Origin of the sequence: Lacisediminihabitans sp. (assembly GCF_036404185.1) — a bacterium.
GTDB lineage: Bacteria > Actinomycetota > Actinomycetes > Actinomycetales > Microbacteriaceae > Lacisediminihabitans.
In genome coordinates, this window is sequence record NZ_DASWPB010000071.1 from 16,398 (window position 1) to 32,343 (window position 15,946).

Here is a 15,946-nt window from a genome sequence, read left to right on the forward strand (position 1 = left end):
GTGCCTTCTGGGAGTGGTCGGAGGTTGTCGTGGGCTCTTATTTGACGGCGCCATTGGCGACGCCGCCAATGATCCAGCGCTGCGCGAGCAGATAGATGATCACCATGGGCAGCATCGCCATGAGATACGAGGAGAACGCGAGGTTGTAGTTCGTGGAGAACTGGCCCTGGAACGCATACTGGGCCAATGGCAGCGTGTATTGATTCTGATTGGAGAGCACGATCAGAGGCAGCAGGAAGTCATTCCAGGTCGACAGGCCGGTCAAAATCGCCACGGTCGCGTTGGCCGGGGTCAGCAGCGGGAAGATGACGCGCCAGAACCTTTGCCACGCGTTCGCCCCATCGATGGTCGCCGCTTCGTCGATCGCTATCGGAATGGTCTGCATGTAGCCCGTGTAGAGCAGCACATTGAACGGCAGATTGAAGACCGCGTACAACACGATCAGGCCGACCAGGTTGTCCATGCCCAACTGGGCGAGTTCCTTGACGAGCGGCAGCATGATGATCGGGAACGGGATGAACAGCGCCGAGAGGAAGTAGACGAACACGATGCGGAAAGACCGGCGGTGCATATTCCGCGCGATGGCATAGCCGACCATCGAGTTGGTCAGCACGGTCAGCACGATGACGGCCCCGGTCAACAGCAGGCTGTTGCCGAGCGCCTGCCAGAAGTCGGTGATCCGGATGGCTTCGGCGAAGTTCTCCCAGTGCAGCGTCTGCGGCAGACTCCACAGGCTGCCGCCGCTGTCGGATCGCGTCTTCAGCGCGGTCACCACGGTGAGATACATGGGGATGAGGATGCTGAGCGAACAGAAGAACAGCAGTGCGGTCAGCAACCAGTTCGAGCGCTGACGCGTTGTCGGATTCACGCGGCCACCTCCCTGCGGCGAAGGACGCGCAGCTGCACGAGCGACAGCAGCGCGATGACGATGAAGTAGATGACGGCGTCGGCGGACTGGTAGGCGAACTGGCCGCCCGCGAATCCGTCGTGATAGATGAGGTAGGAGATCGATTGGGTGCTCGTGCCCGGTCCGCCGCCGGTGAGGGCGACGATGAGATCGAAGACCATCAGCTGGTTCTTCAGCGACAGCACCATATTGATGGTGAAGAACGGGGCGAGCAAAGGAAAGGTGATGCGCCAGAATTGCTGCCAGGCGCCGGCGCCGTCGATGCGGGAGGCCTCCAACACGTCTTCCGGTATGGACTGTAGGCCGGCCATGTAGATCACGATGGTCGTCGCGCAGGACTGCCAGACCGCCACGATGACCACGCCGATCCATGCCAGGCTCGGGTTGCCGAGGATGCTGGTGGAGAGCGCGTCGATGCCGAGGCTCTTCCCGATGTCGGTCACCCCCGACGAGAACAGGAAGTTGAAGACGTAACCGATCACGATGGTCGCGAGCACGGCAGGCAAGAAGAAGATGCCGCGCAGGGCGCCACGGAAGCGGACGCTCCTGGTGAGGCCGACGGCGATCGCGAGGCTGACCACGTTGACGAGGATCGTCGTGACCACGGCGAAGATGAGGGTGAACCGGTAACTGCCGAGCACGTGCGGATCGCCGAAGAGTCTCACATAGTTGTCGAGTCCGACGAACTTCCACTCTCCGTATCCCGAGTAATTGGTGAAGCTATAGAGCACGCCCTCCAGCGCCGGAAGCGTATGAAAGACGAAGAACAGGATGATGGCGGGAATGGCCATCAGCCAGTAGGCATTGATGCGTTTACTCACGAGTCTCCTCTGGCCGTCGGTTACCGCTCCCGGCCGGCCCCAATGCGGGCCGGCCGGGAGCATCGGATTACTTGATGCCGTTCTGCTGGAAGTCGGCGTCCACCGCCTTCAAGAACGTCGACGCCTTTCCGTCGTAGAGGAAGCTCTGCGTGAGCGCCGCGAGGTTGCTCGCGCCCGTGAACATGCCATCGGGATACATCACCGTCTTGTTTGTGTCGATCCACTCCTTCTTCAACGCCGCGAGACCGGTGTCCGCGGGTGCCACGTCGCTGCGCACGGAGAGCAGGTGCTGGTCGTCGGCGTACTCCTTCTGCGCGGACTGCGAGAACAGGAAGTCGACGAACTCCTGCGCCTCCTTCTGGTGCTTGCCGGCCTTGGCGACGCCGACAACAGAGTCAGGACCGGAGAGCAGCCGGTTCTGGGCGGCATTGTCACCGGTGGGCAGTGCAAACTCGCCGATGTTCTTGTCGGCATTGACCTTGGTGATCTCCGGGATCGCCCAGGTGCCCTGCACATACATCACCGACTTGCCGTTCGCGAATGCGGCGTTGCCGTCGTCATAGGTGGTGCCGAATGGGTCGGCCTGCGCGAACTTCTTGAGCTGCAGCAGTCGGTCGGCGGCGGTCTGGTAGGCCTCGCTGCCGGTGAAGGTGGCGCTGCCGTCCTGCAGCTTCTTCCAGAAGTCGGTTCCCTGCGTTGGGCCTGCGATCGAGTTCAGCAGCAGCTTGGCCGTCCAGCTGTCCTTCCAGGTGAATTCGAACGGCTGCTCACCGGCATCCTTGATCTTCTGCGCGGTCTGGATGAACTCATCCCAGGTGGTCGGCACCGTCAGTCCGAGCTTGGCGAACTCGTCCTTGTCGTAGAGCACGATCTGGGCGTTCACGGTCCACGGCAGCGCATAGACCGTCTTGCCCGTCTGGCCGGCCTGGTTGGTGTAGTCGATCGCGGTCGTGTTCGAGACGGCCTTGCGTGCATCGGTGCCGGCTTGGTCGACGAGGATGTCCGTCTTCGCCACGTCGTTGAAGTTGCTGACATTCACGGCGATGACATCGGGGATCTTCCCCTTGGCCAGGTCTGCTTTCAGCGCCGTGAGCGCGTCCGGCGAGTTGTTCTGCGTCACCGTGATGTCGGGATGTTTCTTCTCGAACTCCGCGATGAGCTTGTTGACGATGTCGACCGATTCGGTCTTGCTCTGGAAGAACTCGATCTCGGTCTTACCGCCACTCGATCCGCTTCCGCTGCACGCGGCCAGCGAGGCCGCCACGGCTATGGTCAGCGTGACTCCGGCCAGCTTCCTGATCGGATTTTTCATCTCATTCTCCTTTGAATTGTGAACGCGTGTGATTGCGGGATTGGGCGGCGGGCAGGCTCGAACAGGGATCTCACGCCCGTCGAGTGAGAGTTCCGGAGTGCGACCGGAGTTCGAGAGGTATAGCGAGTCGGGCGAGGCGGTGCCCAGCTCAACGAGTGTCTGGCGGTCAGGGATCTGGACGCGGCGGAGCCGTGCTGCCGCGCTGGAGAATCTTGTGCGGCAGGATGCGCGACGGTGGCCGGCCGGGCGACAGCAGCCACTCCACCGCGAGCTCGCCCATCCGTTCCAGCGGCTGGGCGACCGTGGTGAGTGCCGGATACACGTGCAGTGCCGTCGGGGTGTTGTCGAAGCCCAGCACCGAGATCTGATCGGGAACCCGGTAGCCGAGGCGTTGTAGCTCATTGACGGCAGCCGCGGCCATCTCGTCGCTGAGCGTGAAGATCGCGGTCAACTCGGGATCGAGCTTGACCAGCTTCCGAACAGCGGCCGGCGCGCTGTCGTAGAGCGAATCGCCGGGGGCGATCAGCGGCGAGGTGCCCGCCTCGGACATGGCGCGATAGTAACCACGCAGTCGTGGTGTGTTCACCAGATGGGATTCCATGTTGCCGGTGATCAGACCGATTCGCCGGTGGCCGAGCTTTTGCAGGAAACGGGTTCCGTCGTAGGAGGCGCGTTCGTCGTCGATGGCGAGACTGGGGAAGCTCAGGCCATCGCGGATCGCTACGGCGATGAACGGAATCTGCGGGCCGAGCGTCTTGCGGATCTCCGCCGTCACCACCGTGGAGATGAGGATCACGCCGGCCGCACGGTAGGTGCGGAAGGTCCGTAGATAGCCCGGCGCGTAGATGGATCGTGGGCCGGTGCGCCCCAACATCACCGAGTGTCCAAGTGATTGGGCACCGTTTTCGATGCCGCTCATGATCTGCGAGGCGAGCGCATCGGAGACCACCGGGGCGAGCACACCGATCATGACGCTCTGCCGCGTCTTCAGACCGCGGGCGAGCGCATCCGGCTCGTAGTTGAGCTCGGATGCCACCTGCTTGACGCGCTTGCGGGTCTGCTCTGAGAATCCGGCCAGGCCGTTCACGACCCGGGAGACGGTCGCGGGCGAGACGCCCGCGGCTTGTGCCACATCGCGGATCGTGCTCATCTCACTCCATTGGGTCAACGTGCGCCGAGAACAATCGTTTGCGGAACGCGGCTATATCGACGTTAGATGCGGGCCGATTGAAAACGCAAACGTTTACGAAACGTGCGGGTGGACCCTTCCTCGCACGGATGTCCATGGGTCCATCACGGCGACGATGTTTTGAATGACTCAAAACATTCCACTAGACTCGGGCCATGATCACCGATGCCGAGGGGATGCTCCACCGGGCCGGTCTCAAGGCCACGGCGGGGCGGGTGGCGGCCCTGGAGGCCCTGGAGACACTGCCGCATGCGGACGCGGACACGCTGTTCCGTTCCGTGCGGTCGAGCATCCCGACCACGTCCATCCAGTCGATGCACAACGTCCTCGGTGACCTGTCCGCGGCCGGCCTGATCCGGAGGATCGAGCCGGCGGGCTCTCCCGCCCTCTACGAACGGCGGACCGGGGACAACCATCATCACGTGGTGTGCCGGTCCTGCGGCAGCGTCGCCGATGTCGACTGCGTGGTCGGCGAGGCCCCGTGCCTCGCCCCATCGAACACCGCCGGCTTCGCCGTGGAGACGGCTGAGGTCACTTTTTGGGGTCTGTGCCCCGCCTGCCAGTCCGCCTGATTTCGACCCACCGAGGAGAAGAAGAATGTCCGACAGCAACACCACCACCACTCAGACCGGCACCCCCGTCGCCAGCGACGACCACTCGCTGACCGCGGGCGCCGACGGCGTCACCGCGCTGCACGATCGTTATCTCGTCGAGAAGCTCGCCCAGTTCAACCGCGAGCGCATCCCCGAGCGGATCGTGCACGCGAAGGGCGGCGGGGCGCACGGCGAGTTCGTCGTGACGGGCGACGTCTCCCGCTTCACCAAGGCCGCCGTCTTCCAGCGTGGCGCCCGCACCGAGACGCTCCAGCGGTTCTCCAGCGTCGCCGGCGAGCAGGGTTCCCCCGACACCTGGCGCGACGTGCGCGGCTTCTCGGTGAAGTTCTATACCACAGAGGGCAACTACGACATCGTCGGCAACAACACCCCGGTGTTCTTCATCAGGGACGGGATCAAGTTCCCCGACTTCATCCACTCGCAGAAGCGCCTGCCCGGTTCCGGCCTGCGCGACGCCGACATGCAGTGGGACTTCTGGACGCTCTCGCCGGAGTCAGCGCATCAGGTCACCTACCTGATGGGCGATCGGGGGCTGCCGCGCTCCTGGCGGCAGATGCCGGGCTACGGTTCGCACACCTACCAGTGGATCAACGCCGAGGGGGAGAGGTTCTGGGTCAAGTACCACTTCCACTCCCGCCAGGGCAACGCGCAGATGCAGGGAGCGGAGGCCGAGCTGATCGCCGGGGCGGATGCCGACTACTACCGCCGCGATCTCTACGAGGCCATCGAGGCGGGTGACTTCCCCGCCTGGGACCTCTTCGTGCAGGTCATGCCCTACGAGGACGCGAAGACCTACCGATTCAACCCGTTCGACCTGACCAAGGTATGGCCGCACTCCGACTACCCGCTGATCGAGGTCGGCACCCACACCCTGACCCGCAACCCGGAGAACTTCTTCGCCGAGATCGAGCAGGCCGCCTTCTCCCCGGCCAACACCGTTCCGGGGATCGACATCAGCCCGGACAAGATGCTCATGGCCCGCGTGTTCTCCTATCCGGATGCGCAGCGCTACCGGGTGGGGACGAACTACAACGAGCTGCCCGTCAACGCGCCCAAGGCCGCCGTGCGCAGCTATTCGCAGGACGGCGCGGCCCGCCACGGGTTCAAGCCCGCCACGGAGCCGGTCTACGCCCCGAACTCCTTCGGCGGTCCGGTTGCGGATGCCGCGGCGGCCGGCGAGGGCGGCTGGGAGAGCGACGGGGCCCTGGTGCGCTCGGCGGCCACCCTCCACGCGGAGGACGACGACTTCGGCCAGGCCGGTGCGCTCTACCGTGAGGTCTTCGATGCCGCGGCGAAGGCGCGTTTCCTCGACACCATCTCGGGAGCGATCGGCGGGGTGACGCGGGAGGACATCCGCGAGCGTGCCATCCAGTACTGGACCTCGGTCGACGCCGGCCTCGGCGCCCTCCTCCGGCAGAAGCTCGCCAGCCCCTCCCAGGACGCGAACGAGGCGGCCGAATACGTCGGGGTCGCCGAGTAGGGAGCGTGTTCGACGCGCATCGGGTGGGAGGCGTCCGCTGCGCATAACTCCTGCAGATCGAGCCCCGCCGCGGTCGGGTGCCCGGGGTCTCGGCGATGCGAACCCGGCGCGGCGGCAATCTGCAGGAGTTATGCGCGGTCGATGGCCGGGGCCGCGACCCCGGCGGCGCGTCTCAGGGCGTTGGCATGCCGCCGTTGACGTGCAGGGTCTCCCCGATCACATAACTCGACTCCGGGGAGGCGAGGAACACATAGGCGGGGGCGAGCTCCGCCGGCTGGGCCGCTCGCCCGAGGGGGGTCTGCTGGCCGAACTCCGACAGCGCCTCCGGGGGCTGGCCGCCCGCCGCCTGCAACGCCGTCCAGACCGGGCCGGGCGCGACGACGTTGACCCGGATGCCCTGTGGCGCCAGCTGCTGAGCGAGCGCCTTGGAGAAGGTGTTGATGGATGCCTTGGTGGTCGCGTAGTCGACGAGGATCGGCGAGGGGTTGTACGCCTGGATGGACGAGGTGTTGATGATCGTCGACCCGGCGCCGAGATGCGGCAGCGCGGCCTTGGTGACCCAGAACATCGCGTAGACGTTCGTGCGGAGCGTCTCGTCGAACTGCTCGTCGCTGATCTCGGCCAGTTCCTTCGCGAACTGCTGCTTCCCCGCGTTGTTGACGAGGATGTCGAGGCCGCCGAGCTCGCCGGCCGCGGTGTCCACCAGCCGCCGGCAGTACTCGGCGTCCACGAGGTCGCCGGGGATGGCCACGGCCTTCCGCCCCTCGCGCTCGATCAGCTCGACGATGCGCCGCGCATCCGTCTCTTCGGACGGCAGGTAGGAGATCGCGACGTCGGCGCCCTCCCTGGCGAAGGCGATGGCCACGGCGGCACCGATCCCGGAATCGGCACCGGTGACGAGGGCCTTGCGCCCCTCGAGCCGTCCGCTTCCGCGGTAGCTGTCCTCCCCGAGATCGGGGGCGGGGCTGAGCTGCTGCTCGTCGCCCGGTCCCTCCTGCTGCTGCTCCGGCGGAGGGGTGGTCGAGTAACGCGTTACCGGGTTGGCGAAGGTGTATTGATCGGTCATGGGCGGGACCGTACGCGCCGGTCCCCCGCGGATCTAGGGGGTTGACCCCTCGTCGTGGCGCCTCCGAAGCCGCTCGCCGTCCCTGATCGACCGCTCCCGGCTTCTGGCGGCCCGGTCGCTCGCTTCGGTGTTCCGCGGCTCCAGCTGGATCTTCCGCTCCGCGGGGACGCCGGCCTCGAGCTCCCGCGCCCGCTCGACCTGCGCATCGAACTCCGCGCCGAACACGAGGGTGAGATTGACGATCCACAGCCAGACCAGGATGATGACGATTCCCGCGAAGGACCGGTAGGTATTGTCGTAGTGGGCGAAGTCCTTCGCGTAGACGGCGAAGAGCACCGAGGCCGCCGTCAGCACGATGACGGTGAGAAGTGCTCCACCGCTGATCCAGCGGAAACGCGGTTGCCGCACGTTCGGTGTGGCGTAGTAGAGGATGGCGACGGCCAGCGCGACGGCGGCGACCAGCAGCGGCCACTTGAGGATCGACCAGAGGATGACCGGGGTCTGGCCGATGTTGAGCGCCTGGCCGAGGCCCGCAGTGACCGGCCCGGACAGCACGAGCACCGTGATGGTGATGAGCACGAGCACGATGACGACGAGGGCCACGAGGATCTGGAACGGCTTGAGCTTCCAGATCGGCCGTCCCTCCGGGATCTCGTAGATGCGGTTGAGCGAGCGCCCGAAGGCCGCGACGAAGGAGGAGGTGGCCCAGATCGCCACGGCGAGACCGCCGATGAGCGCGTAGCCGACCGCGGGGGAGTCTCCGAACTTCTCGAGGGGCGCGCGGAGCAGGGTGAGCGCGGAGCCCGGGGCGACCGTCTGAATGCTGGCGAGCAGCGCATCCGCCGATTTCCGTCCGTCGCCGAAGGTGGCCCCGAGTGAGACGAGGGCGACCAGGGATGGGGCGAGGGCGAGCACACCGTAGTAGGTGAGCGATGCGGCCATGTCGATCAGCCCGTGGGTGATGAACCCGCGGAACGTCAGCCGGAAGACGAGCTTCCAGGCGTCCCTGGAGAGTTTGCGTGGCGAGCCGCCGACGTAGTCGCTGTGGGCTCGTCTGAGCCCCCGGTCATTCTGGATTCGGCTCACGGGCGCACGACCGCTGCCGAGTCGGATGCTCAGCGCTCGCCGAGGGAACGCTGGTACGCCCTGAGTGCCTTGACTCTGGCGTTCTCCTCGTTGACCTCGGCGTGGACCGCTCGTTCCTTCACCAGCCAGGCCGGCGGGCTCTCCAGCAGGGCGGTGATCTGCTCCGTGGTCAGCGGCTCGGTGACGCCGCCGCGGGCGAGGCCGGCGTTCGAGATGCCGAGCTTGTGGGCGACGACCGGCCGTGGATGCGGTCCGCTCTTGCGCAGGTCGACCAGCCAGGCGGGGGGATCGGACAGGTATCCGTTCAGCTCGTCGCGGGTGACCGGATGCTCCTGGAAGCTCGCGGGCGTCGCGGGGAGGTAGACGCCCAGCTTCTGGGCCGCGGTTGCGGGCTTCATGGTCTGGGGCGATTTCGCGGGGCTCATCCGCCCAGCGTAGCCTGAGACCGACACTGCACTCCTGGCGCCCCCGCGAGGACAACCGGATGAGGGGATCACCGTGGATGCCAGCACAGCGCCCTTCACCATCGCCTTCGTGGCCGGTGTGACCCTCACGAAGTGGACGTCGGCCTGGGCGGAGCGCTTCCCACACGTCCCCCTCGCCTTCCTCCCCGTCGAGCCCGGCGAGCAGGTGGGGGTGCTCGCCGCAGGCCTGGCCGACGTCGGCTTCGTCCGCCTGCCCGTCGAGACCGCGGGTCTGAGCCTCATCCCGCTGTACGCCGAGACGCCCGTCGTGGTCCTGCCCGCGGGGCATCCGCTCGCCGAGCTGGAGACGGTGGACCTCGCCGATCTCGCGGGCGAGGACCGCGTGGAGCTGCCGAGCACGGCGGATGCGGTGGAGCTGGTGGCCGCGGGAGGCGGCGTCCTGCTCGTTCCCCAGTCGATCGCGCGCCTGCACGCCCGCAAGGACGTTGTCACCCGGCCGGTCGCGGACGGCGAGGAGACCCGGATCGCCATCGCCTGGATCGCCGAGCGCACCACGGAGCGGATCGAGGAGTTCGTCGGGATCGTGCGCGGCCGCACGGCGCGCAGCTCGCGCGGTGCGGTGCGGCCGGAGTCTCCTCCGCGGGCGGAGGAACCGCGGCGCACAGCCAACCGTGTACCGCCGAAGCGCGTGCCGCCCAGGCGCAGAAGGCCGCGCCAGGGACGTTGAGCGGGGATACCCGCGGCGAGGTGGCAGTAGTGGTCGCCTGGCGCGAGCGCCGGCGATCACTACTGCCGACTCGATGAGGCGCTCCAGGTCCGGATGCCGGGTGGATGCGTGGATACTGGTTGTGCCGGTTCGTGCGACCAGTCGAGACCAGCCGGCGTGAGGACGGAATGAGCGACAACACCTCGGGCTCGAGATTCGACCCTCGATACGATCCAGCCTTCCAGCCGGGATACCGGCCGGAGGCCGACGGCAGGACCGCGGTCCGGCGTCCGGCAGCCCAGCCGGCGATGCCCCCGGCGCCCCCCGCCCCCGGACAGGATCCCGTGTCCACGGTCCCTCCCGTCGCCCCGGAGACGCAGGCCCTCGACGTCGAGGAGGCCGAGCCGACGGCACGACGGGTGGACCCGTTCCTCATCGCACTCTGGGCGGTCAGCGCGCTGTTCGTCGTCGTGGGGATCTCCCTGCTCAGCGCGATGGCCAATCGCCTCGACCGGCTCAGCACCTCGGGGAGCAACTCGATCAGCGGATCGGATTACTACCTGCTGCAGGCGTACCAGACCGGCGCCCCGCTGCTCATCGTGCTCGGCCTGGCGACCGCGACGGCGACCCTGTTCTTCTTCGTCGGCCGGCGCATCCGCGCCTGAGTCAGCGCTGGCAGCGCGGGCACCAGTAGGTGTCCCGCTCCTCCAACTCGGTGTCACCGAGCCTGCCCCGCTCGATGGGCGTCCCGCAACGCGCGCATGGCCTGCCCTCCCGCCGATAGACCCAGCTCGTGGAGCCTCGCAGCCTGCCGGTCGTCGTGCGCTCGACCCGATCCTTGTTCGCCTCGAGGAGCCGATGGGCGAGCGAGACGAGCCGCTCAGGATGCGCGACCTCGCCGACGGGCCTCGTCGGCAGGACGCCGGCCAGGAAGCACAGCTCGTTGCGATACACGTTGCCGAGGCCGGCGATCACCCGCTGGTCGAGGAGGGCCAGGCCGACCGGCCTGGCCGGATCCGCGATGAGTCGGCGCACGGCCTCCTCCGCGTCCCAGTCCTCGGCCAGGGGATCGGGACCGAGGTGGCCGACCGCACCCTCCTCGTCCGACCGGGCGATCACCTCGAGCAGCCCCAGCTGGAAGCCGACGGCCAGCCAGTCCTCGGTGCCGAGGATGACCCTGGCCTGCCAGGCGGGCCGGTGCCAGCTCGTGCCTGGGCGGTAGAGATGCCAGGAGCCCTCCATCTTGAGATGGCTGTGGATCGTGTACGCACCCACGTGAATGAGGAGGTGCTTGCCGCGACTGACCACCTCGTCGACCGTCTGCCCCGTCAGGTCCACGGTCGCGAAGGCGGGGACCCGGATGTCGCAGCGGGTGAGCCGATGACCGGACAGCGCCGCATCCAGGTTCCTGGCGGTGCGGTAGACGGTGTCGCCCTCAGGCACGCAGCCTCAGCCCCTGAGGGGTCGTGCCGAACCCGGCGGCGACGAGTGCGTCCCCGAGCGGCGTTCCGATCACGAACCGGCCGTCGACCCGCTCCACTTTCAGCCTGGTGAGCGACCGCCTGACCGTGGTGGCGAGGGAGGATGCCGCGGCCGCGAGCCGGCGGTCGTCGGCGCCGGCGAAGGTGAGCATCGTCTTGCCGCCGCGCTCGACATAGACCGTCAGCGCCCCGTCGACGAGCACGACCATCGCGCCGGCCTTGCGTCCGGGCCGGGCCCCGCGGCGATCCTCCTCCATCGCCGGGCCCGCCGGCCAGGCCAGGGCCGCGCCATAGGGGTTGGCGGGGTCCGTCGCGGCGAGTGTCACCGCGGTCGGCTCCCGGTCGGGGTCCGGCTCGCGAGAGAAGGAGCGCAGCCGGTCCACCGTCGCGCCGGTGGCGAACTGGGCTGCGCCGAGCCCCTCGATGAAATATCCGCGTCGCGCGCGACCGGTCTCCTCGAAGCCGCTGAGCACCCGGTAGGCCAGCGCGAAGCCCCCGCGGATGCCCTCGCTCACGACCGCCCCGCGGGTCACCACGCCGTGCCGTTCGAGCAGCAGCTCGGCGGTCGCCACGCCGCGGACGGTGGTGTCCGGCTCGGCGAGCGGCAGGAGCGACCAGCGCCCGGCGACGCTCGGCGGCCCGTTCTGACTCGGCAGCGCGGGCCTCGCCCTGCCGCGGTAGGCGCGGGTCCTCGGTGCGGTCCTCGGCCGCGCCGCCGTGCCGCCGAGGTAGGCCCGCAACGGCGAGAGGGTGTCGCCCGTCACCAGGCCGGCCCAGACCAGGTCCCAGAGCGCGGTGGACAGCTCCCGGTCGTCCATACTGCCGACGGCACCGGCCAGCTGCCGGAAGAAGTAACCGCCGCCCCCCGCCAGACTGGACAGGATGCTGCGCTGCAGCTCGCTCGTCTCCTCGCCGGTCGGCTCAGGCAGGGTGAGCGGTGCGGTGTCGGCGAGGTGCAGGCTCACCCAGCCGTCGTTCCCGGGCAGGGATCCGCCGCCCGACCAGACGACCTCGCCCGAGGCCGTCAGCTCGTCGAGCATCACCGGCGAATAGTCCTTCACCCTGGCGGGGAGAACGAGCGATTCCCAGGCGGAGGCGGGCAGGGCGACACCCGCGAGCTGGTCGATGACCGCCGCGACCCCGTCGAGTCCGCGCAACGGCTCCGTCACGTGCTGCCAGGCGGGCAGGAACCGGCCGAACGTCGCCGCATCGACCGGCTCGACCTCGTGCCGCAGCGCGGCGAGCGACCGGCTGCGCAGCCGGCGGAGCACCTCGACATCGCACCACTCACTGCCGGAGCTTCCCGGCCGGAACTCGCCCTCCACCAGCCTGCGCTGCCCGGCGAGACGGCGCAGCGCATCCAGCACGACCGCCGTGCCGAGCCCGAACCGCTCCGCGACGGCCGACACGGGGAACGGTCCGTGGGTGCGCGCATACCGGCTCACCAGATCGCCGACGGGATCCTCGACCGGTTCGACGAAGGCGGCCGGGATGCCGATGGGCAGCGGGGTGCCGAGCGCGTCGCGGAGCCTGCCCGCGTCCTCGATGATCGCCCAGCGGCCAGCGCCCGCGGCCCAGACGCGCAGGTCGTGCTCCAGTCCCCGCAGCGCGTCCTTCACGACGAGTCCTCCTGCCGGGTCGAGCCGCTCGGCGATCTCCGCCTCCGACAGCGGCCCGAGCATCCGGAGCAGGTCGACGATGCCCTCGGCGTCGCGGGCCCTGCGGTCCGGGGCGAGGCGCTGCAGCTCGAGCTCGGTCTGCTCGATGACGGCCGCATCGAGCAGCTCGCGCAGCTCGGCCCGCCCCAGCAGCTCCGCGAGGAGGGTCGGGTCGAGGGAGAGGGCGGCCGCCCGCCGCTCGGCCAGCGGAGAGTCGCCCTCGTACATGAAGGCGGCGACGTAGCCGAACAGCAGCGAGCGGGCGAACGGCGAGGCCTGCTCCGTCTCCGTCTCGACGACGCGGATGCGCCGGCTCTCGATCCGCTCTGCGACGTCGATGAGCGCCGGCAGGTCGTAGACGTCCTGCAGCACCTCGCGCACCGCCTCGAGCACGATGGGGAAACTCGGGTACTTGCGCGCGACGTCCAGCAGCTGCGACGCCCGCTGTCTCTGCTGCCAGAGCGGCGAGCGTTTGCCGGGGTTGTAGCGGGGAAGGAGCAGGGCGCGCGCGGCGCACTCGCGGAAGCGGGCGGCGAACAGCGCGGAACCGCCCACCTCCTCCGTCACCAGGTCGCGCAGTTCCGCCGAGTCGAAGACGAACAGGTCGGCCCCTGGCGGTTCGCTCTCGGTGTCCGGGATGCGCAGGATCACCCCGTCGTCGCTGGCCGTCGCGGCGCCGTCGAGGCCGAACCGGTCCCGGATGCGCGCGCCGACCGCGAGTGCCCACGGCGCGTGCACCTGCATGCCGTACGGGGAATGCAGTACGACCCGCCAGTCGCCCAGCTCGTCGCGGAAGCGTTCGACCACCAGCGTGCGGTCGGTGGGGACGTGGCCGGTGGCCTTCTTCTGATCGTCGATGAAGGCCACGAGGTTGTTGACGGCGCGTTCGTCGAGGCCGCCGGTGAGCACCCTGGCCCGGGCGACCTCGTCGCTGGCCGAGGCCACCTCCCTCGTGAAGGCGCCGATCGCCCTGCCGAGCTCCGCCGGTCGTCCGATGCCATCGCCTTTCCAGAAGGGGACGCGGCCGGGCTGGCCGAAGGCGGGCGAGACGATCACCCGATCGTGGGTGATGTCCTCGATGCGCCAGCTGGTGGCTCCGAGGGCGAAGACGTCGCCGACCCTGGACTCGTAGACCATCTCCTCGTCGAGCTCGCCGACCCTGGCCGGCGCCCTGTCCTCCGAGCCGCCGGCCATGAACACGCCGAACAGGCCCCGATCGGGGATGGTTCCTCCCGAGGTCACGGCCAGCCGCTGCGCGCCGGGGCGGCCGGTGATCCTGCCGCCCACCCGATCCCAGACCACCCTGGGGCGCAGCTCGGCGAACTCGTCGGAGGGGTAGAGGCCGCTGAGCAGGTCGAGCGTCGCGTCGTAGGCGGACCGGGGAAGGGTGGAGAACGGCGCGCTGCGGCGCACCGTGTCGTACCACTCGTCGACGTCGATCGAATCGAGGGCCACGGCGGCCACCGTCTGCTGGGCGAGGATGTCGAGCGGGTTCTGCGGGATCGCCATCGCCTCGATGAGGCCGGCGGACATCCGCTCGCTCGCGACGGCGGAGTGGATGAGATCGGCCCGGTGCTTGGGGAAGATGATGCCGCGCGAGACCTCACCGACCTGGTGACCGGCGCGGCCGACCCGCTGGAGCCCGCTCGCGACCGACGGCGGGGACTCGACCTGGATCACCAGGTCGACCGCGCCCATGTCGATGCCCAGCTCGAGCGAGCTGGTGGCGACGACGCAGCGCAGCCGACCCGACTTGAGGTCGTCCTCGATGATCGCCCGCTGGTCCTTGCTGACCGAGCCGTGATGCGCCCTCGCCAGCAGCGGCGAGGCGCCGGCGGTCTGGCCGGATGCGCCGATCAGCTGCGCGGGCGGGGCGGCGGCGGGCGGCCCGCCGTCGGTCGCACCGACCGGCACCGGCTGCATCCGTTCCGCGTAGATCTCGTTCAGCCGGGCGGTCAGCCTCTCGGCGAGCCGCCTCGAGTTGGCGAAGACGATGGTCGATCGATGCTCGAGGATGCGATCGACGATCTCCTCCTCGACGTGCGGCCAGATCGATCCCTGCGGGGCGGAGCCGGCCGCCTCGCCCTCCAGCGCCGGCGCCGTGCCGAGCTCCGTCATGTCCTCGACGGGGACGACGACCGTCAGGTCGAACTTCTTGACCGACTTCGGCGCGACGATCGTCACCGGGGCGTCGCCGGCGAGGAACCGGGCGACCTCCTCGTGCGGGCGGACCGTGGCGGAGAGCCCGATGCGCTGGGCCGGCCGATCGAGCAGCAGGTCGAGCCGCTCGAGGGAGAGCGCCAGGTGCGCCCCGCGCTTGGTCGCGGCGACGGCGTGCACCTCGTCGACGATCACCGTCTCGACGCCCCGCAGGGTGTCCCTCGCCGACGCGGTGAGCATCAGGTAGAGCGATTCCGGCGTGGTGATCAGGATGTCCGGCGGCCGCCGCTGCAGCAGCCTGCGGTCCGCGGAGGGGGTGTCTCCGGAGCGCACGCCCACCGTGACCTCGGGAGGCTGCATCCCGAGCCGCCTCGCCGTCTGGGTCACCCCGACCAGGGGAGAACGGAGGTTGCGTTCGACGTCGACCGCGAGCGCCTTCAGCGGTGAGATGTAGAGCACGCGCGTCCTGCGGCTCGCGTCCTCCGGCGGTGGCGTGGTCGCCAGCCTGTCGATCGCCCAGAGGAAGGCCGCGAGCGTCTTGCCCGACCCGGTGGGCGCGACGACGAGGGCGTTCGCCCCGTCCGCGATGGCGGTCCAGGCCCCGAGCTGTGCCTCCGTCGGGGTCGCGAACGCCCCCGCGAACCACTCCCGGGTCGCGGGCGAGAATCGCTCGAGCGGATTGCTGCCCATCCGACTATCTTCGCCCCTGCCCCGGACACTGGGTCGGCCTGATCCCGCCGGAGGGTTGCTCCGGGTCCTGGTCGCGGCTACCGTTCGAGCGATGGCGGTGGCACGGGTGGGCATCTCGGGGTGGCGTTACGCCCCCTGGCGGGGGAGGTTCTACCCGCCAGGCCTGGTGCAGCGGGAGGAGCTGAGCTACGCCGCCGAGCGTTTCGACTCGATCGAGCTCAACGGCTCCTTCTATTCGCTTCAGCGGCCGTCGAGCTACGAGCGCTGGCGGGACGAGACGCCGCCGTCCTTCGTCTTCTCCGTCAAGGGCGGCCGCTTCATCACCCACATGCTGAGCCTGCGCGGCGCCCG

At 68.8% G+C, this 15,946-nt stretch carries 14 protein-coding genes; 5 read left to right on the forward strand and 9 right to left on the reverse strand.

The genetic code is table 11. The features are described 5' to 3' along the window. Positions 1-37: 37 nt before the first annotated feature. From VGC18_RS03915 to VGC18_RS03930, 4 genes are all read right to left on the reverse strand, one after another. Positions 38-835 (reverse strand): carbohydrate ABC transporter permease, encoded by a 798-nt coding sequence (locus VGC18_RS03915; protein ID WP_331094431.1) that lies wholly within the window; start codon positions 833-835, stop codon positions 38-40. A 29-nt stretch (positions 836-864) separates the two neighbouring features. Continuing rightward, entirely contained in the window at positions 865-1,728 is an 864-nt protein-coding gene (locus tag VGC18_RS03920) for a sugar ABC transporter permease (RefSeq protein WP_331094434.1), read from the reverse strand. Between the two features lie 67 nt (positions 1,729-1,795). Further along, a complete protein-coding gene (locus tag VGC18_RS03925) occupies positions 1,796-3,040 on the reverse strand; it encodes an ABC transporter substrate-binding protein (RefSeq protein WP_331094437.1) in 1,245 nt (414 codons plus the stop codon). Between the two features lie 166 nt (positions 3,041-3,206). Further along, positions 3,207-4,190, reverse strand: a complete 984-nt coding sequence (locus tag VGC18_RS03930; protein WP_331094439.1) for a LacI family DNA-binding transcriptional regulator — start codon at positions 4,188-4,190, stop codon at positions 3,207-3,209. 194 nt (positions 4,191-4,384) lie between these two features. On the opposite strand from VGC18_RS03930, the gene VGC18_RS03935 reads away from it, so the two are divergent. Continuing rightward, positions 4,385-4,801, forward strand: coding sequence for a Fur family transcriptional regulator (locus VGC18_RS03935; RefSeq protein WP_331094441.1), 417 nt, complete (start codon positions 4,385-4,387; stop codon positions 4,799-4,801). A 25-nt stretch (positions 4,802-4,826) separates the two neighbouring features. Beyond that, positions 4,827-6,323 carry a catalase gene (locus VGC18_RS03940; RefSeq protein WP_331094443.1) on the forward strand — a complete coding sequence of 499 codons (1,497 nt, stop codon included), beginning with the start codon at positions 4,827-4,829 and terminating at the stop codon, positions 6,321-6,323. A gap of 172 nt (positions 6,324-6,495) precedes the next feature. Here the strand turns inward: VGC18_RS03940 and VGC18_RS03945 are convergent, their stop codons facing one another. The 3 genes from VGC18_RS03945 to VGC18_RS03955 are packed head-to-tail and all read right to left on the reverse strand — an operon-like array spanning position 6,496 to position 8,900. Beyond that, positions 6,496-7,389, reverse strand: coding sequence for a glucose 1-dehydrogenase (locus VGC18_RS03945; RefSeq protein WP_331094445.1), 894 nt, complete (start codon positions 7,387-7,389; stop codon positions 6,496-6,498). 33 nt (positions 7,390-7,422) lie between these two features. Continuing rightward, positions 7,423-8,475: a YihY/virulence factor BrkB family protein gene (locus VGC18_RS03950; protein WP_331094447.1), complete on the reverse strand. Its 1,053-nt coding sequence runs from the start codon at positions 8,473-8,475 to the stop codon at positions 7,423-7,425. Between the two features lie 29 nt (positions 8,476-8,504). Next, positions 8,505-8,900: a DUF5997 family protein gene (locus VGC18_RS03955; RefSeq protein ID WP_331094449.1), complete on the reverse strand. Its 396-nt coding sequence runs from the start codon at positions 8,898-8,900 to the stop codon at positions 8,505-8,507. A gap of 73 nt (positions 8,901-8,973) precedes the next feature. Here VGC18_RS03955 and VGC18_RS03960 point away from each other — a divergent pair, with 73 nt between their 5' ends. Both VGC18_RS03960 and VGC18_RS03965 read left to right on the forward strand, forming a co-directional pair. After that, positions 8,974-9,627, forward strand: coding sequence for a LysR family substrate-binding domain-containing protein (locus tag VGC18_RS03960; protein WP_331094450.1), 654 nt, complete (start codon positions 8,974-8,976; stop codon positions 9,625-9,627). A 167-nt stretch (positions 9,628-9,794) separates the two neighbouring features. Beyond that, positions 9,795-10,271 carry a hypothetical protein gene (locus tag VGC18_RS03965; protein ID WP_331094452.1) on the forward strand — a complete coding sequence of 159 codons (477 nt, stop codon included), beginning with the start codon at positions 9,795-9,797 and terminating at the stop codon, positions 10,269-10,271. Between the two features lies 1 nt (position 10,272). Here VGC18_RS03965 and VGC18_RS03970 read toward each other — a convergent pair whose 3' ends face one another. Together VGC18_RS03970 and VGC18_RS03975 are read right to left on the reverse strand one after the other, a co-directional pair. Next, positions 10,273-11,049 carry a DNA-formamidopyrimidine glycosylase family protein gene (locus tag VGC18_RS03970; RefSeq protein ID WP_331094454.1) on the reverse strand — a complete coding sequence of 259 codons (777 nt, stop codon included), beginning with the start codon at positions 11,047-11,049 and terminating at the stop codon, positions 10,273-10,275. After that, the gene (locus VGC18_RS03975; RefSeq protein ID WP_331094456.1) at positions 11,042-15,595 is read right to left on the reverse strand and encodes an ATP-dependent helicase; all 4,554 of its coding nucleotides are present in this window, start codon (positions 15,593-15,595) and stop codon (positions 11,042-11,044) included. The genes VGC18_RS03970 and VGC18_RS03975 overlap by 8 nt, the downstream gene beginning before the upstream one ends. A 91-nt stretch (positions 15,596-15,686) precedes the next feature. Here VGC18_RS03975 and VGC18_RS03980 point away from each other — a divergent pair. Continuing rightward, on the forward strand, positions 15,687-15,946 hold a 260-nt coding region (locus tag VGC18_RS03980), incomplete at its 3' end, for a DUF72 domain-containing protein (RefSeq protein ID WP_331094458.1).